The sequence below is a fragment of the Acinetobacter gerneri DSM 14967 = CIP 107464 = MTCC 9824 genome, assembly GCF_000368565.1.
GTDB classification, from domain to species: Bacteria; Pseudomonadota; Gammaproteobacteria; order Pseudomonadales; family Moraxellaceae; genus Acinetobacter; species Acinetobacter gerneri.
The window spans coordinates 745,811-769,576 of the sequence record NZ_KB849544.1 but is presented as its reverse complement, the minus strand read 5'-3'; the positions used below and the strand labels follow the sequence as shown (position 1 = coordinate 769,576).

Annotated in this window: 20 protein-coding genes, 1 tRNA gene and 1 pseudogene; 15 read left to right on the top strand and 7 right to left on the bottom strand. The window is 37.2% G+C overall.

What is annotated here, in order from left to right; all coding sequences use genetic code 11:
• Positions 1-4,707: Ig-like domain-containing protein (locus F960_RS14870; protein WP_004866737.1), on the top strand; the 4,707-nt coding region annotated here is incomplete at its 5' end.
• A gap of 120 nt (positions 4,708-4,827) precedes the next feature.
• Here F960_RS14870 and F960_RS22115 read toward each other — a convergent pair.
• Positions 4,828-4,980 carry a helix-turn-helix domain-containing protein gene (locus tag F960_RS22115; RefSeq protein WP_020846524.1) on the bottom strand — a complete coding sequence of 51 codons (153 nt, stop codon included), beginning with the start codon at positions 4,978-4,980 and terminating at the stop codon, positions 4,828-4,830.
• Positions 4,981-5,073: 93 nt separating this feature from the next.
• Between F960_RS22115 and F960_RS14865 the strand changes: the two genes are divergently transcribed.
• On the top strand, positions 5,074-6,036 hold the full coding sequence (locus F960_RS14865; protein WP_004854881.1) for an IS30 family transposase: 963 nt from the start codon (positions 5,074-5,076) through the stop codon (positions 6,034-6,036).
• 6 nt (positions 6,037-6,042) lie between these two features.
• Here F960_RS14865 and F960_RS14860 read toward each other — a convergent pair whose 3' ends face one another.
• Both F960_RS14860 and F960_RS14855 read right to left on the bottom strand, forming a co-directional pair.
• Complete coding sequence (locus tag F960_RS14860; protein ID WP_004866735.1) at positions 6,043-6,912, bottom strand: AraC family transcriptional regulator ligand-binding domain-containing protein; 870 nt, start codon at positions 6,910-6,912, stop codon at positions 6,043-6,045.
• Positions 6,913-6,963: 51 nt separating this feature from the next.
• Positions 6,964-7,977, bottom strand: coding sequence for an AraC family transcriptional regulator ligand-binding domain-containing protein (locus tag F960_RS14855; protein WP_004866733.1), 1,014 nt, complete (start codon positions 7,975-7,977; stop codon positions 6,964-6,966).
• Positions 7,978-8,241: 264 nt separating this feature from the next.
• Between F960_RS14855 and F960_RS14850 the strand changes: the two genes are divergently transcribed.
• Both F960_RS14850 and F960_RS14845 read left to right on the top strand, forming a co-directional pair.
• Positions 8,242-8,481 (top strand): hypothetical protein, encoded by a 240-nt coding sequence (locus F960_RS14850; protein WP_004866730.1) that lies wholly within the window; start codon positions 8,242-8,244, stop codon positions 8,479-8,481.
• Positions 8,482-8,796: 315 nt separating this feature from the next.
• Positions 8,797-9,696, top strand: coding sequence for a LysR family transcriptional regulator (locus tag F960_RS14845; protein ID WP_004866727.1), 900 nt, complete (start codon positions 8,797-8,799; stop codon positions 9,694-9,696).
• Between the two features lie 44 nt (positions 9,697-9,740).
• On the opposite strand, the gene F960_RS14840 is transcribed toward F960_RS14845, so the two are convergent.
• The 3 genes from F960_RS14840 to cysS form a co-directional block, all read right to left on the bottom strand.
• Positions 9,741-11,126 (bottom strand): LLM class flavin-dependent oxidoreductase, encoded by a 1,386-nt coding sequence (locus F960_RS14840; protein ID WP_004866721.1) that lies wholly within the window; start codon positions 11,124-11,126, stop codon positions 9,741-9,743.
• A gap of 207 nt (positions 11,127-11,333) precedes the next feature.
• Positions 11,334-11,409: transfer RNA gene (locus tag F960_RS14835), tRNA-Gly, on the bottom strand.
• A gap of 63 nt (positions 11,410-11,472) precedes the next feature.
• Positions 11,473-12,894 carry a cysteine--tRNA ligase gene (cysS, locus tag F960_RS14830; RefSeq protein WP_004866719.1) on the bottom strand — a complete coding sequence of 474 codons (1,422 nt, stop codon included), beginning with the start codon at positions 12,892-12,894 and terminating at the stop codon, positions 11,473-11,475.
• A gap of 531 nt (positions 12,895-13,425) precedes the next feature.
• On the opposite strand from cysS, the gene F960_RS14825 reads away from it, so the two are divergent.
• From F960_RS14825 to F960_RS14800, 6 genes are all read left to right on the top strand, one after another.
• Positions 13,426-14,403, top strand: a complete 978-nt coding sequence (locus F960_RS14825; RefSeq protein ID WP_004866717.1) for a KpsF/GutQ family sugar-phosphate isomerase — start codon at positions 13,426-13,428, stop codon at positions 14,401-14,403.
• 3 nt (positions 14,404-14,406) lie between these two features.
• On the top strand, positions 14,407-14,949 hold the full coding sequence (locus F960_RS14820) for a KdsC family phosphatase (protein ID WP_004866714.1): 543 nt from the start codon (positions 14,407-14,409) through the stop codon (positions 14,947-14,949).
• Between the two features lie 46 nt (positions 14,950-14,995).
• Positions 14,996-15,541, top strand: a complete 546-nt coding sequence (gene lptC, locus F960_RS14815; protein WP_004866713.1) for an LPS export ABC transporter periplasmic protein LptC — start codon at positions 14,996-14,998, stop codon at positions 15,539-15,541.
• Positions 15,528-16,103, top strand: coding sequence for a lipopolysaccharide transport periplasmic protein LptA (lptA, locus tag F960_RS14810; RefSeq protein ID WP_004866709.1), 576 nt, complete (start codon positions 15,528-15,530; stop codon positions 16,101-16,103). The genes lptC and lptA overlap by 14 nt, the downstream gene beginning before the upstream one ends.
• Positions 16,103-16,840, top strand: a complete 738-nt coding sequence (gene lptB, locus F960_RS14805) for an LPS export ABC transporter ATP-binding protein (protein ID WP_004866706.1) — start codon at positions 16,103-16,105, stop codon at positions 16,838-16,840. Before lptA ends, lptB begins: the two co-directional genes overlap by 1 nt.
• A gap of 262 nt (positions 16,841-17,102) precedes the next feature.
• Positions 17,103-18,803, top strand: coding sequence for a TolC family outer membrane protein (locus tag F960_RS14800; RefSeq protein ID WP_051069895.1), 1,701 nt, complete (start codon positions 17,103-17,105; stop codon positions 18,801-18,803).
• Here the strand turns inward: F960_RS14800 and F960_RS14795 are convergent.
• Positions 18,771-19,703: an IS5-like element ISAba12 family transposase gene (locus F960_RS14795; RefSeq protein ID WP_020846600.1), complete on the bottom strand. Its 933-nt coding sequence runs from the start codon at positions 19,701-19,703 to the stop codon at positions 18,771-18,773. The genes F960_RS14800 and F960_RS14795 overlap by 33 nt on opposite strands.
• A gap of 55 nt (positions 19,704-19,758) precedes the next feature.
• On the opposite strand from F960_RS14795, the pseudogene F960_RS14790 reads away from it, so the two are divergent.
• The 5 genes and pseudogenes from F960_RS14790 to F960_RS14770 form a co-directional block, all read left to right on the top strand.
• Positions 19,759-20,232: pseudogene (locus tag F960_RS14790) on the top strand (ATP-binding cassette domain-containing protein); the annotation flags it as partial.
• Positions 20,229-21,416, top strand: coding sequence for an HlyD family type I secretion periplasmic adaptor subunit (locus F960_RS14785; RefSeq protein ID WP_004866698.1), 1,188 nt, complete (start codon positions 20,229-20,231; stop codon positions 21,414-21,416). The pseudogene F960_RS14790 and the gene F960_RS14785, both read left to right, overlap by 4 nt.
• A gap of 145 nt (positions 21,417-21,561) precedes the next feature.
• Positions 21,562-22,161, top strand: coding sequence for an IMPACT family protein (locus F960_RS14780; protein ID WP_004866694.1), 600 nt, complete (start codon positions 21,562-21,564; stop codon positions 22,159-22,161).
• Positions 22,154-22,771, top strand: coding sequence for an acyltransferase (locus tag F960_RS14775; protein ID WP_004866692.1), 618 nt, complete (start codon positions 22,154-22,156; stop codon positions 22,769-22,771). The genes F960_RS14780 and F960_RS14775 overlap by 8 nt, the downstream gene beginning before the upstream one ends.
• A 132-nt stretch (positions 22,772-22,903) precedes the next feature.
• The gene (locus F960_RS14770; protein WP_004866690.1) at positions 22,904-23,746 is read left to right on the top strand and encodes a universal stress protein; all 843 of its coding nucleotides are present in this window, start codon (positions 22,904-22,906) and stop codon (positions 23,744-23,746) included.
• Positions 23,747-23,766: the final 20 nt, after the last annotated feature.

The window sequence follows — 23,766 nt, the reverse complement described above, 5'->3', positions numbered from 1 at the left end:
GATCCAGTGCAAGGTACATTTGCATCAGGCACTACAACTAACGATACAACACCAAGTGTTATCGTAGGTACATTACCAGTTGATGAAAAACCAACACTTTATGTAGATGGTGATAAAGTAGACTCTATCTATGATCCAGTTGCAGGCACATTGACGCCAGTGACGCCACTTGCTGAAGGTGATCATGATCTTAGCTATACATTGACTGATATTGCTGGCAATGAAAGTTTGCCAAGTGATCCAATCCAAGTGCTTGTAGATACGAAAGCCCCAACTCAACCAACAGCACCAACTGAGTTTGTTGATAATGTTGGTTCAAAACAAGGTGACTTTACTACAGGTACAACAACCGATGATACGACACCAAGTGTTATTGTGGGTGCATTACCAGCAGATGAAAAACCAACACTTTATGTGGATGGCAAGCCAGTAGACTCTGTCTACGATCCAGTTGCTGGAACATTAACCCCAGTTAATCCGATGAGTGAAGGTGATCATGCGATCAGCTATACATTGACAGATATTGCAGGTAATGAAAGTGCGGCAAGTGATCCTATTTTAGTAAAAGTAGATACGACAGCACCAACGGCACTTATAAATATCAAAACTTATACTGATGATGTCGGTTCGATTACTGGTGACTTTAATAAAAACACCAAAACAGATGACACTGCGCCTGTGTTGAATATCAAAGTAAATGGTACGATCAATGCTGACGAAGTCGTACAAATTTATCGTGATGGAAAATACATCGGTGATGCGACTTTAGTTAAAGGTAATAATTACCAATTTGCAGATTCTGGTTTAGTTGATGGTAAAACTTATAACTATACTGCCCGTGTTGTTGATGCAGCGGGTAACTATGGTGAATTCAACGGTAATTTCAAAATTACAATTGATACCACAGCTCCAAATCAACCAAATGCGCCAACAGTCTATATTGATAATGTTGACCCAATACAAGGTACATTTGCATCAGGTGATATAACTAACGATACAACACCGAGTATTATCATTGGTGCGCTAAATGCAGATGAAATTCCGAATCTGTATGTAGACGGTCAAAAAGTTGATTCAATTTATGATGCAACGACCAATACCTTAACACCTGTAAATCCGCTTGATGAAGGTACTCATCATATGAGTTATTCATTATCAGATGAGACTGGTAATGAAAGTGCTCCAAGTGATCCTATTGTGATCATTGTAGATATTACGCCTCCAGATCAACCTGCAACACCAACTGAATATATTGATGATGTGGGAATGTTCCAAGGTCATTTGGGTACAGGTACGTCGACTGATGATACGACACCAAGTGTGATCGTGGGCATATTACCAGCTGATGAAAAACCAACGCTATATGTAGATGGCAAAGCAGTAGATGCAATCTATGATCCAGTTGCTGGTACATTGACACCAGTGTTACCACTCGTTGAAGGCGATCACGCTCTCAGCTATACACTGACTGATATTGCTGGTAATGAAAGTTTGCCAAGTGGTGCGATCAATATTCAAATTGATACGACTAAGCCAATTATTGATGATTTATCAACGAGCTTTAAATTGTCTGTGGATACTGCTGATGGCGTGGCTGTGGGTTATACATCAACGATTACAGCGACCAATAATGACTTGATTACACGTGATAATACGCTTGGACAAATTTCAGGTGTTTTAAATCGTAGTCTTGTTCAAGGTGAAATGTTGCAGATTTCCAAAGATGGCGGTTTAACTTGGGAAGATGTTAGTAGCATTCAAGGAGCAAATTGGACTTATCAAGATAATGATGTACATGCTGTAGATGCAACGGTTGAATTCTCATTCCGTGTACGTGATGACGTGGGCAACTACACTTATCTTGCAGGTCAAGAAAAATCGGTTCAGATTGATCTTACAGGTCCTAATGGCATTTCATTGAAACCGAATGTAGCAAGTCAGATTGTGAGTGGCGTTAAATACACATTTACAAGTGCCGAATATGGTCTAGCTGAGCCAGGTACAAAAATTGCGCTTGTTAATGATGTTAATAATAATGGCATGTGGCAAGAAGGTATCGATACTGTCGTGTCTTATGCAACAGTTGATGCGAATGGTCAGTGGTCTATTACTACTAATATTCCAAAAGGCGATCAAAACTTAGCATTCTTGGTTTGGGATAAAGCCGGAAACGTATCTACACTTAGCCCAATCACACACGTGACCAGTGATGACAAGGTTACACCACCAACGACAGGCGGTCCTGGTGCTGAGGTTATTGTGACCAAGTGGGGCGGTACGACTGATGGTGATGGTGATGGTTATGGCGTTAACTGCGCTGCAGTAACAGTCAATGCTGATGGTACATATTCATTCTGGCAAAGTGTAAGAGGCACAACGAATTCAACATGTACTACAACTGCAAATGCTGGTCGAGTATATTCTGGCGTAGACTTAGAAAACTACTCAGCTGCATATTTGGCTCAAGCAAGTAAAGCGAATGGTGCAGGCTATAATTTAGATAACTGTTGCTATGGTCAATTTGTAAGTTCAGCAGTGTTTGCTGACATTAACCGTGACGGTAATGCAGATGTCATGTCACAATTAAGTAGTTACGGAAACTGTGGTTACACAGCTTACTGGATGAACAATGGTGATGGCACTTATTCATCTAAGGCATTGAATCAAGGTGTATTAAATCATTTAGGTGGGGTCATTGCTTATGATCGTACTGGTGATGGTTATCTTGATTTTGTGATCGCTGATTCTTGTTCAGACTCAATTACGTTCATTAAAAATAATGCAGGTAATTTGACTTATGAAACTAGTACAGTGACTTGTAGTGGTAATGGTATGCCACAGTCTGCTGCAATGACAATCTATAACGGATTGAAAACAGGTAGCATTACTGGCACAGCAATGCCTAAAGATCTATCTATCTTGCACGATGTTGCGGGCGTAGATTTGGATAATAATGGTACGATTGATATCGTTGCACATGTCGATTACAACGGTAAAGTTTTATACGGCGATTGCTCACGCGGTATGGGTATTATGTACAATTCAGGCACTTCAGCTGGATTTACTTATGTCAATCAAGCCAATGTATTTACATCTGATGGCGGCACCGACTATGGCAATTTACAACAATCAATCGTCTTTGCCGATTACAATGGAGATGGATGGTTAGATATGTTTATCAGCCGTGGTACGAAGGCTGGTGTAGATTCTAACGAAAGCCGTATCTATCTAAATGATGGTAAAGGTCAGTTGAATGCGACAGATTCACAAGCATTGTGGTTTGGTGACAAGCTTTCTGGTGGATCAGCATTTGCAATTGACTGGAACTTAGATGGTAAACAAGATCTGATTGAAGTACCTGCTCAAGTGACAGGATGCTATATCAAGACTGGATTTGCACCGACTTTATATCTCAACTACGGCAATAACGTATGGGGCAAAGATGCGTATGCATTAACACCTTCGACTTATACCGATATTACTGGTGCAACAGCAGTTGACTATAACTGGGATGGATCGGTTGACTTATTATTGTATCGTGCTGGAAGTGATGCAGGTGTTGTATCTTCAACAAATAGCGCTCCAACGATTCTAATTAAGAACACCAATGTTGCTGCAGACGGAACAAGCTTGCATGTCAAGATTTTAGATGGTCAAGGCATCAACTGTTATTATGGTAATACAGTTAAACTTTATGACTCAAAAGGTAATTTAGTATCAACTCAGGTACTTAATCCACAGTCATCAGGTTCAACAGATAGTACGGGTATCGTGAATTTCTATGGACTTGATCCAAATGAAACTTATTCGATCCAGTTATTACGTATTAGCAATGGCGTTGCAGATAACGTAGGTGGTATCGACAATCTTGGTGGTTATGCGAACAAAACCATCAATAGCTCGTGGACTGGACTGGTTGCTGGCAAAGCAAACGAGGCATATGTATTACTTGCTGAGTCTGATACTGCGACAAATAATAGCGGTTCAAATGCATCAGGTGTAGTTGGAACAGGTTATAACGACCATTTCTACGGTAGCTTAGGCAATGATCACTACAATGGTGGTGGTGGATGGGAAACTGGTGCGAATGGCAAACAAGTTTGGGTTGCAAATGGTGGTGAAGACATTCTTGACTACAGCAACTTACAAGGTCAGATCAGCATTAATGTCGCAACTGGTACAGTAACCAAAGTTATCAATGGTATTACAACAATCGATACTTTTGAAAATATCGAGCAGTTCGTGGGTGCCAAAGGCGATACAGTCTTTACAGGTAATGACACTAACCATGTCTTTGTCGGTGGAGCAGGTAACGACACCTTCAATCTGGGCTCAACTGCTTTAGATACCATCTACTTCAATCTATTGAATCCTAAAGATCCAACGGGCGGGAATGGTACTGATACAGTAAATGGGTTCCATGTAGGTAAAGTTGGTACAGATCAAAATGCTGATATTATTGATATCCATGAATTGTTGGATAATTATAAAGGTACGGCTGGTTTGTATACAGATGTTGATAGTGTGAAACTTGATATTGCATCATCAGGTTTGAAAAACTATTTACAAATTACTGACGATGGTACAAATACATACATTTCAGTTGATTTGAATGGTACAGGTCATAACTATGCAACTGTTCTTACATTGCATGATGTGAAGACAGATTTAGAAACATTATTGTTGAATAATCAAATTGTTATCTAATCAAAAAATATAATTTAGCTTAAAATAAACCCCATCTTGATGATGGGGTTTATTTTTATTTAGAGAATAAAGGAAATAAAAAAGCCAGATTAAACTGGCAAATTTAAGAGAGGGTAGTGCTTATTGCAACATGGCTTGATTTCGCCATTCAAGCGGTGTTAAACCAGTCCAAAGTTTAAATGAGCGATTAAAAGAAGGTTGTTCTTTATAAGCGAGTAAATTGGTAATTTGGCTAATACTCAAATCAGAGTTTTTTAAATATCGCAGATTCAAATCCCAAGTGCAACACACTTGTAGTTAGTTGAAAAAGTTAGGTGTATTCATAGAATCATTAGACTTTTTCAACTCGCAATTGGAAAGCACACAATGAAGAAATACACCCAACTTTCTCAAGATGAAAGATACGAAATTTATGCTACTTTGAAAAGTAAAAGTTCAATCGCTAGCCTTGCTCGGGAGTTAGGGCGTTCACGATCAACCATCTACCGTGAGTTAAAAAGAAATACTGGGCAACGTGGATATAGAGCTCAACAGGCAGCGAAATTTGCAAGTCAAAGACGGTACCATCCTTCATCATCCATGACAGCATTTGCCTTCGCTTATATTGATTACTTAATTGGCTTAGACTGGTCACCAGAACAAATTTCAGGTGCTTTAACACAACGCGGTTGGCTGGATGTACCTTCACATGAGTGGATTTACCAGCACATTTATCAAGATAAATCACAAGGAGGTAACCTCCATCTACACTTAAGGCATCAGAAGAAATATCGAAAACGAGGTTACAAAAACACGGATCGTAGAGGGCAAATCATTGATAAAACAAGTATTCATTGCCGAGACCAGGTCATTGATCAGCGACAACGTTTAGGAGATTTCGAAGGTGATACGGTGATTGGTAAACATCATAAAGGAGCTTTATTAACCCTCGTTGATCGAAAGAGCCTGTACGTACATATTGTTCATTTAGGGTCAACGAGAGCATCCTCTAAAACGATTACTTGTGCATTAGATCGTTTACGAATGAGCCATGCTTATAGTGTAACATTTGATAATGGAAAGGAATTTGCCGAACACAAAAGAATTACTGATGTCGGCATAGATACTTATTTTGCTGATCCTTACAAGTCTATTCAGCGAGCTAGAAATGAAAATACGAATGGTTTAATCCGGCAATATCTGCCAAAATCATCATCGTTTGATGACGTGTCAAACGATGAAATAGAGCAGATAGAATTTTCACTCAACCATCGTCCTAGAAAAACACTAGGCTGGTATACGCCAAGTGAAGTTATGGCTGGTTTTTATACTGTTGCACTTGCTGCTTGAATCCGCCTATTTAAAAGCTAGGTTTTTACGTATAAAACATAATTGATCAATAAAAGAAGTTTCATAATATTTTAACTTATTTTGCAAAACACGAACTGATAATCCCATTTGTGTAGCTACATATGGAACATTAGGTTTATTTGCTTTGATTGCTTTAATAATATTTTGGTTCAATTCTTCGATAAAAAAATCTTTAGCAGGTGTACTGGTATAAACAAATTCAATTTGATTTTTAAGCAACATATTTAAATATTGATCAAATGAATTTATTTTGTATTTTAAGATTTTGTTATTAAAATATATTTTGTTTCGTTCGCAATTATAATTGATATTGTATTTGAAATGAAAATCGCAGCATTTATTTTCACTAAACATAACATCTATTTTTTCGATTAGAATTTTTTCAGGATAAACCAGTTGAGAAAAATGACTAATAAAAATAAGCGTAATCAGTTCTTCTGAAATTCTTGATTCTTCAAGGAAATGTCCAGTTTTTAAATAAGATGAATTTTCCCAAGAAAGCGTCGTATATTGGTTATTAAACTCAATTTGTACAGGTGTAAAATTGAACCATAATGAAACATATTTCGAGAAGCTCTTAAAAACTTCCATTAGGTTGATACTAGATGAGTTTAAATAACCATGTATTCCAATATAAGAAGGGTGAATCAGTTTAGCTACATCCATGCAAAAACAACCTTTTGAGTATTGGTCTTGAATAAACGAAACGGCATTTAACCATTGTTCAAAACTAATACTATCTTTTTTTATGATTTCTGGATCAAAAGGAGATTTTAAATTATGGATAGAACAAAAATCATCTAACAATCTAACTAGACCGTTAGAAATTGATTTTGCTCTTAAAAAGTTTTTCATTTTAATATCCTTAAAGGATTATATATATTTACATAAGGTCTAAAAATAAAATTACAAGTGATTATTTAATCTCCATTTTGTTGGTGATATTCCCATCCAGTTTTTAAAAGCACGATTAAATGAAGCTTGTTCTTTATAAGCAAGTAATAAAGAAATGTCATAAATTGTTAATGCTGGATCTTCTAAATATTTTAAAGCAAGTTGCTTTCTCACTTGAGTAAGTTTTAATGAATAATTCATACCATTCTTTTTTAATTGATATTGCAATAAGCGAGTCGGAATACCGATTTTTTCAGCAACATATTCGATGTTGGTACGATTGTTATGGATTGCATAAATAATATTTTGCGATAAGAGATCATTGAAAGACTCGGTATCAGGTATCGTGTTTAATATTCTATTTGCTTGATTTTGTAATATATTGAGCAGAATTGGATCTTTCTTTTTTACAGAAATTTCGCATACTTCATGATTTAGATAAATACGATTTGCACTTGCGTTGAAAATCAAAGGACATCTAAAAAATTTTTCAAAAATCTCTGTGTTATGCGGTTTGCTTTGAGTAAATTCTATTTTAGAAAAAACGATATTATCAGGGTAAATTAATTGATTGATTCTTTTAAAAATTACTGTAGTGAAAAATACATTTGTAATGTCTGTTTCTGGATTGAATAGTCCTTTTTTGTAATATTCAGGATTGTCCCAATGAATAATTTTTTGAGTATCTGTGCTTAAAACATCAAGAGGGATATAATTAAACCAAATTTTTACATAATGAGGTGCATGATCTAAAAAATCACCTAAATTATTACATGAATTAGCCATATAGGCTGCTATGCCTATCTGTTGTTCAGTTATCATATTTCCTAAGTAAATACCAAATTCCTCACGGTTAAACTGTTCATTAATGTTTCTAATATTTTTTAACCAGAGTTTTAAAGACATTCTCTCATCGATCATATATTTGTGATGAATAGGTGAATCTAAATTGTAGCGGACACAAAAGGACTCTAAAAGCTCGACCATTCCACTATTTACACTTTTAATGTTTAAAAAGTTTTTCATATTAATTCTCCCCCAAATATATTATCTAGTTTAATTAAAATATTTTATAAAATATATTGTGGATACAAAAAGGTTCCAAATAAGATGGTATTTTACATTATATTCTCATTTAAAAAAATATTTTGTCTTAAGTGTTATATGATTATTCGTCAATAAACAACATGTTAATGGTGAATTTGCTTTATATTTAAATGTCTTTCTAGCTTTGTAGAAAATAATTTAATTTTTTATAAGTGTGAATATTATAGTATTTAGGTGTAAAAGTTGATTAATAAACATTTGAAAGAGAACCAAATTCAACAACGAAAATTGATCAAAGGTTTAATTATTCGTTATGGGGAAATCCCTTTTGTTTTAAAGGCTGTTTTTATATGTGGAGCAGTAGAGCAAAAGTGGACTAAAGAAGAAATAGATCAAGTTTTAAATGAAGCTTGTGGTGATGGTTATAAGCATTTTATTGGCGTATTAAGAAGTTATAGTGATAAACATCACAAAAATAAATGAAATTTATATTTATTTTGGAAAAATTTAATATGTCGAATTTTTGTTTTTATATGATTTTAAATTAAATTTACTTGATAATTTTGTTTAAGATTAAATCTAAATATAGTTAATAAATGAATTTTTATAAATTTTTTATTTTATTGAATTGGTATTTTTAAATAATAGTTAATAGTTTTTTATTTTAAATATATGAGATAGTGTAAAAGTGCAGTAATTTACAAGCTTAAATATTTACTAACTGAGACAACAAGACTATTATGTAATTGGAATTAGAGATAACTATTGTTTTAATCATGAGTGTAGAGTGGGATATACGTGTTTGAATTGGACTGTAAGCTTTTAAGTATTTTTTATTATATTTACAAATTTAAAAGTGTATCGATGGCTGCGGACCGCCTCAATATCAGCCAGCCTACCGTCAGCAATATCCTCAATAAAATACGTGAACATTACAATGATCCGTTATTTTTACGTATCGGTAATGAGATGATTCCTACAGAATTGTCAAAGCAACTGTTTCCATTGGTCAGTGAAGCTTTGAGTAAAGTAGAACATATCAATAACTTTACTATTGATTTTGATCAAAAAAACTCTCATCACAAGTTTACCATAGCGATGACTGATGTATCGCATTTGGTGCTTTTGCCTAAACTCTCACAATATTTGAAACAAAATGCGCCGCATGTACATATCAATGTTCGCGCAATTACCTCTGAAACGAGTTATCAGATGGCAAATGGTGAAATTGATTTGGCTATTGGTTTTTTACCGCATCTTGAAAATGGTTTTTATCAGCAAAAATTATTTGAGCAGTTCTATGTGGTTTTGGCTTCGAAAACACATCCTCGCCTGACTGAAGATAAGCTTTCTTTAGATGAATATTTAAATGAATCGCATATCGATATTGATGCTGGCATGGGGCATTATCATATTGCCAATGAGCTTTTAAAACTTGATTTGAAACGTAATATTTTAATGCGTATTCCAAGTTATTTAGGTGTGGGATTGGTGGTGCAGGAGACTGATGCAATCGCAACAGTGCCTTATTATCTGAGTGAAGTCTTATTGTCACGCGGTAATTTAAAAATGCTGGAAGCTCCGATTGCATTTCCAAGTTATTCAATTAAGCAATATTGGCATATGTCTTGTCATCACAAAACCAGCAATCAGTGGCTAAGACATGCGATCTATGATTTGTTTAGCCAGATGAGCTAAGTTTCTACATTAAAAAACCAGTGCTTTATTGCACTGGTTTTTGTTTATGCGAAGGCAGATTCTTTCTGATGGAATCGGTATTTTGCACCACGATGTTCTTCAGGTAAATGAGCATCTCGTTCAAATAATTTTTCACGTAATGTTCCTTTGCGATATTCTTTTTGATATACCCCACGACGCTGCAATTCGGGAACAACATAGTTCACGACATCTTCGACACTCTGATGGGCGAGGATATAAGCAAGATTGAATCCATCTATGCCAGTATCCTCAACCCATTCTTGTAAATGGTCCGCCACGGTTGTTGCTGAGCCAACGATCACAGGACCATTGCCTCCAACGCTCGTCCATTTTGCGATTTCTTCTATCGTCCAAATTTTATTTGGATCAGCTTTGACATAAGAATCAAGCAAGGATTGGATGGCATTGGTTTCGATATATTCAACTTGGTCTGTAGATTTGAATTGAGAAAAATCTACACCAGACCAACCTGAAACAAGTGTTAATCCACCATCATAACTACCATAACTTTGATATTCTTTAAATTTTTGTTGAGCTTTTTCATCAGTGTCATCGACTACAATAGCAAGCATGGTATAAATTAAAACTGAATCTGGGTCACGACCTTCTATAATTAATTGATTGCGTATGCCTTGAACTAGTTGCTTAACCGCAATTTTAGTGGGGGCAGAGATAAAGACACATTCAGCATTTTGACTGGCAAATTGTTGTCCACGTTTTGATGCGCCAGCTTGATAGAGTACTGGTGTGCGTTGTGGTGATGGTTCGCAGATATGGATACCGGGCACATTAAAGTATTCACCTTGGTGTTCAATTGGATGAACTTTATTGTAATCTGCAAATATGCCTCTTTCTTTATCTCGAATCACGGCATCATTTTGCCAAGAGCCTTCCCAAAGTTTGTATAAAACTTCTAGATATTCATCTGCAATATCATAGCGATTGTCATGGCTCACTTGTTTGCTTAAGCCTAAGTTTTTTGAGCCACTTTCGAGGTAGGAGGTTACAATATTCCAGCCTGCACGACCTTTAGTGAGGTGATCAAGCGTACTCATCCTTCGGGCAAATGGGTAGGGATGTTCAAATGAAATTGATGTCGTAACGCCAAAACCTAAATGCTCAGTTACAGCTGCCATTGCAGGAACAACTTGTAGAGGATCATTTACAGGGACTTGTACTGCACCTGAAAGTGCATGTTTATTATTTCCATAATATACGTCATAAATTCCTAAAACATCGGCTAAAAATACGCCATCAAATTTACCTTTTTCAAGTATTTTGGCAAGGTCAGTCCAGTATTCGAGATCTTTATATTCTGTAGAGCGGTCGAGAGGGTGTCGCCATAATCCCGGAGATTGGTGCGCTATACAGTTCATTTCAAAGGCATTAAATCTTATTTGTTTGCTCATGATATAGGATATATTTGAATAGATTTTTTTATAGTAGCGTGTATTTATAGATTCATTGATCTGAATATTTGCTGTACTTATCTGATATTTTTTTTAGAAAAATTGTAGATTTATTCAGTCTTTTTTCGGAAATGGCGAAATAGAATATCGTTATTTTTTATTGAATAAAAAAAGCCCCAATCTTTCGATCAGGGCTTTTTTTGAATCTGGAGCGGGAAAGGAGACTCGAACTCCCGACCCCAACCTTGGCAAGGTTATGCTCTACCAACTGAGCTATTCCCGCAATAGAAACGCATTATAGAGAGTTTCATCAAACTGTCAACTCTCTATGCTTTTAACTGATCAATTAATCAGCACGACGCCAAACTGTGCCTTGACGCGTATCTTCTAAAACCACACCTTGATCAAGTAAAGATTGGCGGATTTCATCAGCTTTAGCAAAATCTTTCGCTTTTTTGGCATCTTTACGCTGGATGATCAAGTCTTCAATTTCAGCTTCAGACAAAGATAAAGCATCTTGACCAATATCTGATTTTAAAAACTCTTCGACATCATGCTGAACTAGACCAAGAATATTGGTCAAATGACGTAAAGTTGCAAAATAAATCGCAGCTTGTTCAGCATTTTCTTCTTTTACAGCACGATTCAATTCTTTATTGACTTCAAATAATACCGCGATTGCTTCCGCAGTATTGAAATCGTCACGCATCGCAGCATTGAAACGTTCAACTAGATTTTCATCTAAAGTATCAACCAATTGATCTGCATAGACTTGTTGATAAGCTTTAAATGAATGATAAAAACGAGAAAGAGCTGTTTTCGCTTCTTTTAATGCAGTGTCTGAAAAGTTGACAGGGCTACGATAATGCGAAGATACAATAAAAAAGCGAATCACTTCAGGATGGAATTTGTCCATGACATCACGAATAGTAAAAAAGTTGCCTAATGATTTAGACATTTTTTCACCATCGACATTGATGAAGCCTACATGCATCCAATAATTTACATATTGTTCACCTGTTGCTGCTTCACTTTGTGCAATTTCATTTTCATGGTGTGGAAATAATAAATCTGAACCACCGCCATGAATATCAAAATGATTGCCTAAGCAGCAAGTTGACATTGCAGAACATTCAATATGCCAACCGGGACGACCATTACCCCAAGGTGAAGCCCAAGATGGCTCATTTTCTTTGGCATGTTTCCAAAGTACAAAGTCAAACGGATGTTTTTTCTCAACTTCTACATCAACACGATCGGATGCGCCCGCTTGCATATCGTCAAGTTTACGACCAGACAAACGACCATATTTGGCAAATTTTTCAACTTCGAAATATACGTCGCCATTGTTCGAAGGGTAGGCAGTACCATTGTCGACCAATTCGCCAATCATATTTTGCATTTGGTCAATATATTCTGTAGCACGAGGTGCTTCATCAGGCGCTAAACAGCCAAGATTTGCAGCATCTTCATTCATTGCAGCAATAAAGCGATCAGTCAAAGCTGTGATCGTTTCACCATTTTCATTGGCGCGCTTGATAATTTTGTCATCAATATCCGTAATATTTCGAATATATTTTACGTTCCAACCTTGGCTGCGTAAAAAGCGAATAATGTAGTCAAATGCAACCATGACTCGTGCATGACCAATATGACAATAATCATAAACAGTCATACCGCAAACATACATGTCGATATGCCCTTGCTTGCGAGGTACAAATTCAACTTTTTTACGTTGCTCTGAGTTATATAGAACAAAAGGTTGCATAGTGATTCATAAAAGCTTTAATAAGTGGTGTTACATCATAACTTAAGCATTTTATTTCACAAAGACTTAAACAGGGATTTTTTACTTTGATGTTTTAAAGCGGTTTTTACTTTGAAAATGATCTGGTTATTATGATGTGATTTATTGAGATCACACAGTTAAAATTCTGTTCAAAATTTCAATTTTAAAACTCAAAGAAATTTAGCGTCTGTCGAAATCTAAACTCGAAACAACAAGACACCGCTTTGTTAGGTTATAAATTTTGTTAAGCAATATTCTCTAGTAATTTATTTTCAATCATATCAATCTGAAAGCTCAAATCTTTTATCTACGACATAACACCAGTATTTTTATTTTCAGTGAATCACTTCAAAAGCCTAATCCATACATAAAAATCAAAAAACTCATGTGAAAAGTTATACATTTAAAAATGTGCGCATTGCATTGCTATGCTAAAATAGCGAAAATAATTCCCTTGATCTTAATCTACTCATTTTAGAGTGAAGGTAAGCCATTTTGAATCCTGCAAATATGCCTAATCAAATTGATTTTCAAAAAGTTGCTTTAGATACGATTCGTATAGAAGAACATGCATTACAAGTATTAGCTGCAGAAATAGACGACCGCTTTAGTCAAGCCTGTGAAATTATTTTGCAGTGTAAAGGTCGTTTAGTGGTCACTGGTATGGGTAAATCAGGACACATTGGCCGTAAAATGGCTGCAACTTTTGCCTCTACAGGGACGCCGTCGTTCTTTATGCATCCAGGTGAAGCTGGACATGGGGACTTGGGAATGTTGGTGCGCGGCGATGTTTTGATCGCAATTTCCTACTCGGGTAAAAGCGATGAAATCATGATGTTGATGCCATTGATTAAGCATGTGGGCGTACCTTTGATCACGATTAGTGGTACTGATAAAGGTCCTATGCCTCAAAATGCAGATGTCGCGTTGACTTTAGGTAATATTCAAGAAGCTTGCCCATTGGGTCTTGCTCCGACATCAAGTACCACTGCGACTTTGGCATTGGGTGATGCTTTGGCCGTGGCTTTGCTTGAAGCACGTGGTTTTACATCGGATGATTTTGCTCGTTCGCATCCTGCAGGTGCACTCGGTAAACGTTTACTTTTACATGTAAAACATTTGATGCATACAGGTGATGACTTACCAAAAGTTTCACCAGATACACCAATGAACAAAGTACTCTACGAAATCTCAAATAAACGTCTAGGTATGACCACAATTGTTGATGATAATAATCAATTGCTTGGTATCTTTACTGATGGCGATTTACGTCGTCTGATTGATAAACAACAGGGTTTTGATGTCAATCTTGTGGTTTCAGAAGTAATGACAAAAAATCCATCAACGATTTCAGCTGAAGCTCGTGCTGTAGAAGCTTTGGAAAAAATGAACGAAAAGAAAATCAGTCAATTTGTCGTGGTTGATGATCAAAATAAATTGATTGGTGTAATTAGTATGCATGATCTCATTCAAGCTGGGGTAAATTAATCCATGGCATCATATGTTTTATTGGAACAAGCACGTCATATTGAAGCTTTGGTTTTAGATGTTGATGGAATTTTAAGTGATGGTTTTGTAACATTAACCAATACAGGTGATGAGATAAAATCATTTGATATTCGTGATGGTTTAGGCATGAAACTTGTGCAAAAAGCAGGTTTAAAAGTCATTATCATCACGGGTCGAAAAAGTAATATCGTTGAAAAACGTATGTCGGATTTGGGTGTGGACTTGGTTTATCAAGGCCGTGAAGACAAAGGTGTCGCACTTAAAGAGGCATGTGAAAAATTGGGTTTGGCTCCTGAAGATTGCCTATATATGGGTGATGATTGGCCTGATCTTTCAGCATTTGCTATAGCCGGGATGAAAGTCACTGTACCAAATGGTCATGTTGAAGTCCGTCGCCGTGCGGATTTGGTTACACAAGCGATGGGTGGCCGAGGTGCAGTCCGTGAAGTCTGTGATATGCTACTCATGTCAAAGGGTGTTTATCAGGATTTACTTGCGCAATTCGTGGCGGGTCAGCATAAATAGTCAGCAACCCAGATTAGATAGAGATAGCATTAGTTGATCATCATTTATGGATATTAAAAACTTATATATCACGGCTGTTGTTATTGCAGCAATTAGCGGTGGTTATTACTATTACAGTGGTAAAGGGAAAAAATTGGATGTGCAATCTGCGCAGAACATGACTTATGCTGCTGAAAATATCCATTTGACGCAAACAAATGATCAAGGGCATCTCTATATGCGTGCCGAAGTTGATCGTTTGGAACAAGATCTGAATAAAAAAACTTCAGATCTTAAAAATTTAAATGCTTCGATGTTTAAAAATGACCAGCTTGATTCGACATTTTTTGCCAAACAAGCACAAGGTTTTAATGACAATGAAAAAGTCGTTTTAAGCCAACAAGTTGAAGCGACCAAATTAGGTCAAAACGGTAAGATGATTTTTACCACAGATTTACTCACGGCTTATCCTGATGCTAAAAAGTTGGAAACAACGCATCAGGTTAATGTCAATTCACCAGATGCTGAATTTGTCAGTCAAGGTCTAAAAGCCAATTTGGATGAAGGACAGTACGAATTTTTTAATATTCGAGGAAAGTATGCACCACGTTAAAAAACCAACACAAACAAACACTTTCCTAAAGTCAGCATTATTAGCAACAGGATTGTTATGTGCGTCTGTGAGCGCTTTTGCATTGCAATCTGACCGTAACCAACCAATTTCATTGGTTGCTGACCGCGCGACCTACAATGATAAAACTGGGGTTACGACTTATTCTGGTAATGTCATTATTGAACAAGGGACGATGAAATTACAGGCAGCCAATATCGTTGCCAATCTAAACAAAAACCGTCAAATGAGTGTGGTGACTGCGACGGGCTCTCCAGCAAAATTTCAGCAGCAAGTGGACAGTGATAAAGGTGTTGCCAAAGGTGAAGCATCTAAGATTGTCTATAATGCCGAAACTGGAATTATCACTTTAATTGGTAATGCTTATCTGTATCAAAATGGTGCAAGTATCCGTAGTAGTACTTTAAAATATAGTATGAATAAAGGTGATATTGAAGCTTCTGGTTCTTCGAATAGTACAAGCGGCTCTGGTTCTAGCAGTGGTCGAGTGCAAATCATTATTCCACCTTCAAGCTCAAAATCATTCCCAGGAGCACGTGATTAATGGAACAATCTGTTCAAACACTTTGTATCAAGCATCTTGCTAAAAATTATAATAAACGCTGGGTGGTTAAAGATGTTTCATTTACCATGCAAAGCGGCCAAATTGTAGGATTATTAGGTCCAAATGGTGCGGGTAAAACCACAAGCTTCTATATGGTTGTGGGTTTGGTGCGTATGGATAAAGGTGAAATCCATCTCGATGATTTGGATATTTCTGATCTTGCTATGCATGAACGTGCGCGTAAAGGCATCGGCTATTTACCACAAGAAGCATCAATTTTTAGAAAATTGTCAATCAGTGACAATATCATGGCTATTTTAGAAACGCGTAAAGATCTCAATAAACAACAGCGTCAAGAACGTTTAAAAGAATTATTAGAAGATTTTAAAATCACGCACATTAAAGATTCATTGGGTATGAGTGTGTCGGGTGGTGAACGTCGTCGTGCTGAAATTGCTCGGGCCTTGGCAGCAGATCCAAAATTTATGTTACTTGATGAACCATTTGCAGGGGTCGATCCGATCTCAGTTGGGGATATTAAGGACATTATTCGTACATTGAAAAGTCGTGGAATCGGTGTTTTGATTACAGACCACAATGTTCGAGAAACTTTAGCAATCTGTGAACATGCATATATTGTGAGTGAGGGGGCAGTGATTGCTGAAGGAACACCTGAAGATGTCTTGGCGAATGAAATAGTTCGTGAGGTATATTTAGGTGAAGATTTCGTCGTATAATTTTAAAAGATTGAGTATTATTAAACATAATGAGTTCAAATAATCGTCTTTTTATGAAAAGACGATTATCTTTTAAGACAAATTGCAAATTATCTTTTGATTTGGAAGTTTTTTTGTCGGTATTTTAAAAAATAATATGTAGAATAATCATGTCTCAAAAGAGTCTAGAAGTTTTACAAACTATCTTACTTAGTATTTAGTATCGAGAAGTCATGTGGCTAAAAATAGAATAAATTTCAGGATAACAAGACTGCAGATGTGCATGTTATTGCTTTCTATTCCAATAACGTATGCGAATGCAGCTCATCCTCCGAAAAATTCAGTAGTCGAGTCTGGGGTTCATTATATAACTGATGATGACGACGATTCGACGGTTAATGTCAAAACGGTTAATGCTCCAAGCACCAATACTGTTCAGACTGTCCAATATGTTGATAATGGGGAGCCGATCAAAACCGTCAGTTCAGAGCAAGTCGTTAAAAAACAAAAAGACAAGCCTAGTACTTCGGACAAATCACTAAGTTTGCAATCGATTAAGAAAAATTTTCATAAATTAGTTGCGCCTGAACCAAATGATAATTATCGAAAAGTTCAGCTTAACGAATTGAGTAATTTTGAATATGGCAATACTTATGCCAAAGATTTGCCTGTTATTACTCAGCAAAATAAAACTGCTTCAAAAACGACTGCAGTCCAAGGGGGTAAGGCGACCTCTACCAATGCATTGCCAGGGGTATATCAACCCAAAACCTTAAATTTTTATGATGCTATCCAGTTAGCGGTACAGCGTCATCCTGAAATTTCTCAATCCATTGCCTCTCTAGCTTCACAAAATGCCAGTATCGATGTGGCAAAAGCTGCTTATTATCCGCAAATTTCAGGTGGGGTAAGTACTGGTGGCTTGACTCAATCAAATACCTCAACGACAGCAGGGCGTGGACAACAAATGTTCTCGATCAATGCAACCCAGATGTTATTTGATTTTGGTAAAGTAAAAAGTAGTGTCGATGTACAACAGGCAAAACTTTTGGTCGCGCAAGCTGACGTATTGGTGAGTATTGATGATATTGCTTATCAAGTGGCGGATGCTATCGTCAATATCAAACGCTATCAAGAAGTTTGCCGTATTGCGCAAGAGCAGATTAACGGTATTGGTCGAATTTCTGAAATTGCTAATTTACGTGCAAATGCAGGGATTAGTAGTCAAGCCGATCCAGTTCAAGCTCAGTCATATTTAGAAGCGGCGCGTTCAAACCTAATTGCTCAGCAAACTCAACTTCGTATTTACCAAGAACGTTTACGTACCTTGTTGGGCATAGACGTGGTGAGTATGAATTGGGATATTCCTGATTCTATCGTCAAAAGCTCTGAGGTTTATGGGGATACGGCATTTAATACGATTCCTAAAATGATGGCAGCAAAAGCTCAGGTTGATGTTGCTGCATTTCAGAAAAAGCAAGTTCAGCTGAGTCGTTACCCGACACTAAACTTGACGGGTTCCGTAAGTCAGGCTGTAAATGGTATTAACCCAAATAACAGTAAAGACGATGGTTTTTATAGTTCTGTGATGTTGCAAGCGACCAGTAATTTTTATCAGGGTGGTGCAACAGCAGCACAAACCAAAGCGGCAAGTTATGCAGAAGAAGCTGCAAAATCTCAAGTGAATAGTGTTTATTTGGACGTGCTTAACCAGATTCGAGCAACCAAAGAAAATATTGAAAATAAACAACGACAGATGCAAGTCTTAGTTGCACAACAGGCGACAACAGTTCGTACCAAAGAACTTTATCAAGAACAATATAAGTTGGGTACTCGTACAGTAGTCGATTTACTTAATGCTGAACAGTCAATCCATAGTGCGAACTCTCAAATTGAAAGGGCTTTGTTGCACAAAGATTTGAAATGCAAAGCGCCCCTAATTGAGCCAAATTTAAGGCGTAACTTGGGTAAGTGGGCGACCTAATTCCGTAAATCTGTTAAGGACTGCTACACGTGCATGGATCTCATTCACTTGGCTATCAAAACTCCTTGCACTGAGTTTATCTCCTAATAATTTGATGCAATGCATCTTAGTTTCAACCAAACTTCGCCGATGATAGCCTGACCATTTTTTCCATAGTGTCCTGCCTAAACGTTTAATTGCTCGAAGTAATTCATTTCGCTCTAGCGAGCTACTCTTTGTATCTTTCCATGGTTTCGCATTTTTTCTAGGTGGAATCACCGCATGCGCTTGCCGATCTGCAATGACCTGACGGCATTGCTTGGTGTCATAAGCTCCATCGGTATAAACAGAGTTAATCTGCTCATCTTGTGGAATCTGATTAAGTAAATCACCAAGCACCTGTGAATCACTGATATTATTGGTTGTAAGCTGAACTGCTCGTATTTGTAGGGTTTTAGCATCTATACCAATATGAAGTTTACGCCATTGGCGACGATATTCAGGTCCATGTTTCTTGCGTTTCCATTCGCCCTCACCTAGAAACTTCATGCCTGTAGAGTCCATGAGTAGATGCAGCCCATCGCTACTTTTTTGGTAGCTGATTACAATATCAATATGCTTTTGTCTTCTACAAAGCGTGGTGTAATCTGGAGCTATCCAATTTAATCCGCAAAGTTTAATCAGACTTTGCACAAAGCCAGTGACCATACGTAAAGACAGACGGAATAAGGATTTAATCATTAAGCAGCATTGGATGGCTGCGTCGGAGTAGGTTTGATTTCGCCCTTGTTTGCCTTTTGATGGAGCATACCATTGCGTAGCAGGATCAAACCAAATGGCAATATTTCCGCGACTCATGAGTGCTCGGTTATATGCGGGCCAATTGGTTGTACGGTAGATTTTGTGTGCAGGCTTCTTCATTTGAAAATTATATCGCTGAAAAACCCTTTACAGATAGGTTTGTGCAACAAAGCCAAATGCACATTTATTTTTTGGTACGATCCGCGAAAATTTAACTTTAGGTGCCCCAAATGCATCTGATGAGGAAATTATCAAAGCGCTTTCGATTACAGGTGCAATTGCATTCGTACATGAAAAGAAAGAAGGTTTGGACCATGTGATTCTTGAGGGCGGTGTAGGTTTCTCAGGTGGTCAACGTCAAGCATTCTTATTGACCCGATTGTTGCTTTGTCAGCCAAATATCTTACTTTTAGATGAGCCGACCGCTTCGATTGATGATGTTTCTGAAAAACAACTGATTGATCATTTAAAAGTTTGGCTTGCGAATAGAACTTTGGTTGTTGCTACTCACCGTAGAGCAGTTCTTGAATTAGTTGACCGAATTATTGTGGTCAATGAAGGGCGAATTGTAATGGATGGACCTCGTGATCAAATCCTCAATAATTCTCAGCCTCAACAAGTGCAACAAGCACCAGGAGCAAACTCATGAGTGATACCAAGAAACAAGGTCGCCCATTGAATGTTACTCACCAAGAGCCACCATTACCAAGAGCGAGTCTGATGGTTTGGATTATTGGCTTAGGTTTGATTATTTTAATTATCTGGGCTTATGTATTTAAACTTGAGGAAGTATCTACGGGTACGGGTAAGGTTGTACCTTCATCGAAAGATCAGGTGATTCAATCTCTTGAGGGTGGGATTTTGACCAAGCTCAATGTCAAAGAAGGTGACATTGTACAAAAAGGTCAGATCCTTGCCCAGCTCGATCCAACTCGTTTCGCTTCAAATGTCGGAGAGTCAGAGTCATTATTGGTTTCTGCTCAAGCGACTGCGGCACGTTTACGTGCTGAGGTAAATGGAACAGCACTGGCATTTCCTGATTCTGTAAAAGCTGATCCAAAATTAGTTCAAGAACAAACTCAGTTATACAATACTCGTCGTTCAAATCTGCAAGAAACCGTTACAGGTTTACAGGCTGCTTTGGGCTTGGTTGAGCAAGAGCTGCGAATGACTGAGCCATTGGTTGCAAAAGGTGCAGCGAGTGAGGTTGAAGTACTACGTTTGAAACGTCAGGCCAATGATCTGCGTAACCAAATTAATGATGCGCGTAGTAAATATTACGTGCAAGCTCGTGAAGAACTAGCTAAAGCAAGTACTGATATCGATCAACAGCAACAAGTGGTTAAAGGTCGTTCTGACTCTTTAAACCGTGCAGTATTTAGAGCACCAGTTCGTGGTATCGTAAAAGAAATTGATGTGATGACGATTGGCGGGGTTATTCCGCAAAATGGTAAATTGATGACGATTGTTCCATTACAGGATCAGTTGGTTATTGAAGCACGTATTTCTCCACGAGATATTGCCTTTATTCGTCCGGGTCAATCTGCACTAGTTAAGATTACTGCTTATGATTATTCGATCTATGGTGGATTAAAAGGTAAGGTGACCATCATTTCACCAGATACAATTCGTGATGAAGTGAAACAAGATCAATTTTACTACCGTGTTTATATCCGCACAGACTCTGATAAGTTATACAACAAAGCAGGTAAGTCATTTGCAATTACCCCAGGTATGGTTGCAACAGTTGATATCCAAACAGGTTCGAAAACTGTACTTGAATACTTGTTGAAACCATTCAATAAAGCCAAAGAAGCTTTACGTGAACGTTAATTTATTTTAAAAACTCTTTCAAAGACCTCCACATGGAGGTCTTTTTTTACAGATAAAATGAGGAAAATGAATAAAATAAAACAATCAAAACAAGGTATACTGATGAACTCAGTAACCAAATTTTTAAATTTTTTGATCGTAAAATATGCCGTATACCATCGCCGAAACTGTAACCTATGAAGAAGAAATCAAAAAAAGTCGATTTCAAGCCATTGCTGCAGTCGTGGATAGCGAGCAAGCCATCAAAGATTTTTTACTCCAATATAAGGACATCACGACAACTCATCAATGTTGGGCGTGGAAACTCGGTAATCAAGTTCGTTTTAATGATGATGGTGAACCTTCTGGAACTGCAGGTCGTCCGATATTAGCTACAATTGAAGGCAATGAGTTGACCAATGTGATTGTGCTGGTCAATCGCTGGTATGGCGGAATCAAATTAGGCACGGGCGGTTTGGTGCGTGCCTATGGGGGCACAGCGGGACAATGTTTATTATTAGCTGAAAAGATAGAACTGATAGAAAAGAAAGAAGTCCAATTTTCATGTCAGTTTAATGAATGGCCTATTTTCCAATATGAATTATCACAACAACAAATCGAATATACCGAAGAGTACACCGCCAATGGCGTCGATGTCGTTGCCCGACTACAAGTAAATCAAATTGAATCATTAAAAATAAAAATTCAAGATGTTACGCGCGGTAGACAGGTTTTGAACATCATAGAAGAGGCTACGGATGACTGAGAAAGATCCATTACTCAAATATCGTGAGCAACATAAACATCGCTTAAATTATATGCCTTGGCTCTACTGGTCTCTTAAACCTAAAAATAAAGTCTGGGCTGAAGCTTGGCAAAAAGAATATCAAGCTTATTTAATGCAAATTGAAACGGTTGAGATTGGTGAAAATTGTTTTATTTCACCATTAGCACACATATTTGCAGAGCCGGGCCGCAAGATCATTATCGGGGACAATTGTTTTATTGCTGCCGATTGTAGTTTGCATGGACCGATCCAAATCGGAAATGAAGTAGCGATTAATCATCATTCGATTTTAGATGGCGGTAGAGTCGGTATAAAAATACACGATCAAGTGCGAATAGCAGCATATAGTCATTTTTATGCATTTGATCATGGGATGGATTTAGAGCAGCCTATTTACCAACAAGCAGTAACTTCAAAAGGGATTGAAATAGAACAAGATGTTTGGATTGGGGCGCATGTAGGAGTCAAAGATGGGGTGAAAATTGGTAAACATGCTGTGGTTGGGATGAATAGTATGGTGACAAAAGATGTTGAAAGTTGTGCGATTGTGGCTGGAAATCCTGCTAAATTGATCAAATTCCGTGATTAAATGCCTGTTTTTTGGCTATTAAAAAGGCAAATTCGAATTTCTTTACATAAAGTTGACCACGGCATAAAAAAGATATGCTAAGTTAAAAATTAACAATAAACCCAGGCTAAGATTAGTCAAGAAGAGGTAATTATGAATCGAGTCATTGCATGTATTGATTCTTCTCCGTGTATTAATGCCTTAGCAGAAGCTGCGGCATGGATTGCACATAAAACGGGGCGAGAATTAGTTTTATTACAAGTTCTGGACTATTATCCTGCAAGCTATCATCTCGGTGAAATCAGTGGCGTAATTGGTTTTGAAAGTAATGCAATGTTACTCAAAGAACTGTCTGAACTTGAGCAAAAACAAAGTGAATTAGCCATTAGCTATAGCAACAATTTGCTTGATCATATTTCAGCAATGATCCAAGAAAAGTATCAAATTACACCAAGTATAATCCAAGAAAAAGGTGATTTCTTGGAACAAAGTTTTAATGTTTTACGTGAAAATGATTTTGTTGTTATCGGGCGATTAGGCGAACGATCAGCTGAAAAAAATAAAGCCATGGGGAGCAATGTTGAAAACTTTATCCGCGGTTCAAAATGCACAGTTTTGACTGTAGGTCCAAACTTTAAGCCACCAACACGTTTTATTTTTGCATATGAAGATTCACCTACCTGTAAAGATCTATTACAGCGGGTCGCAAAAAGTGATTTGCTAAGACAACTGCAATGTCATTTACTTTATGTGGGTGACCATCCAGAAATTTTAAATCAACCTTCAGCTTTTTTAAGAGATGCAGGGTTGGATGTCGTTGTTGAATATCGCTATGGAGATGTTGCTGAAAACATTTTGGATTATCAAAATCAACATCAGATCCAATTGATTGTACTCGGCGCATTTAGTCACAGTAAAATTCATCAATTTTTCTTGGGTAGCGTGACTACAACGATCTTTAGGAATGCAGCAGTGCCACTTCTGGTCGTAAAATAGGTTTTTAATTTCCTTTAAAA